This window comes from Pseudoalteromonas sp. SG41-5, assembly GCF_014164495.1.
Classification (GTDB): domain Bacteria; phylum Pseudomonadota; class Gammaproteobacteria; order Enterobacterales; family Alteromonadaceae; genus Pseudoalteromonas; species Pseudoalteromonas rhizosphaerae.
Genome location: NZ_JACJFH010000222.1, coordinates 1 through 1,426 on the forward strand (window position 1 = coordinate 1; position 1,426 = coordinate 1,426).

The 1,426-nt window shown below is 38.7% G+C and carries 2 protein-coding genes; both read left to right on the plus strand.

Translation table 11 applies throughout. From position 1 onward, the window contains the following. Positions 1-123: 123 nt before the first annotated feature. Positions 124-297 carry a hypothetical protein gene (locus tag H5232_RS23160; RefSeq protein WP_182831637.1) on the plus strand — a complete coding sequence of 58 codons (174 nt, stop codon included), beginning with the start codon at positions 124-126 and terminating at the stop codon, positions 295-297. A 52-nt stretch (positions 298-349) separates the two neighbouring features. After that, a partial coding sequence (locus H5232_RS23165; protein WP_259400190.1) for a hypothetical protein occupies positions 350-1,426 on the plus strand: 1,077 nt, incomplete at its 3' end.

Sequence of the window (1,426 nt, forward strand, 5' to 3'; positions counted from 1 at the left end):
TAGCTCTGTTGTTTTTAAGCGATTCATAAGATCACAAAACACCATGAATGTTCCCTCGCTTCCCACATTTTTTAATACTATTAGTTCATTGATATATAAAGGCTAATTCTGGGGATACTTTAGGTGTACCCCAGTGGTAAAGGTCAACCAACAATTCAAGGGTTTAATAGTATTTATGGCTTACCAATCGAATATTACAAAGCAGGTGAAAAGTCATGGTTCTTTTCTTGGGGCGATGAGCGCAAGTATAGCCACCGCATTGGCCAAGTAATCAGCCAAGCCATTGTTAAGTTATAAAAAGCTAAGTTATAAAAAATTTACAAGAAGTGCAGCAAATAAAGGAGTAATAATGAGCGAAAATCAATTAGATCATGAAAAAATAAAAAAAGAAATGTTAGAAGAAAGAAAGCGCGAAGATCAAGAGCGCGAAGACTGGATGCGTGCAAACCCAGAAGAAGTCGATAGGCGCTATTATGAGCACGTAGCAAAGTTTGTTGCTGAGGATGAAGAAAAAAGGCCAGAAAGAATTAGGAAGCTAGAAGAATGGAAACAACTTAACCCGAGAAAAAAACCACTTAATGCAAAAGATAAAAACATTCAACGATTAGCACTTGATGAAAGCTATGCTGAAAGAAGAGATCGAAAAAGTAAAGAAGAAAAAGATCCAGAAATAGAGAAAGCAGAGAGAACTAAGCAAAGAAATGACTCGATTTATCGGGCTAACTCCACTAAGTACAGAGAAAGGCTGCCAAGAGATTATTTGCATAAAGACAGTTATGAGGCGCGATTAAAAAAAGCCGAAGCACTCAATGGCTGCGGGTTTAAAACCCGCACATTTAAAAGTAAGCGTTTCACTGATGAATATGCAGCAAAGCTTTCATCCCCAGATAGTGGCTCAACGCTTGAGGGGCACTGGGTTCGCGGAGATGGGCAACAACTTGCTATTTCATGGTTTGGCGGGTGGTCAAATCTATTTACTATTCTGGGCTTTGGTTGTACTAGCCTCGCTTTAATCGTTTTCTTTTTTCATATCATTGCGTTAATTGCGAATGGGTTTGAATATTTCTGGGTGATGGCCTCAATCTATATAACTCTTTTTTGTTTAGGAGTGTTTACGTTAAAACACCGTGCCATATTATCGCACCGAGATAAGTTTTATTTTAACCGCCATACAGGTTTAGTAAAAACCCCTCATACTTTGTTTAGAAAACCGTTTTATTTACCTTACGAAGACATTGTTTGTTTTGGTGCAAATGAGCGAAATGTAGGTTCAGCCCGCGGTGGTTCACGTGTGTTTGTATCTCTTATGGTGCCGTTAAAATACCCTAAACATTATCGCTTTACCAAGCCTACTTTTTATGTAGGTGGTTCAAATCGTCAATGGGATTCACTGGCATACGCCACAGCCATGACCTTTATGGATACA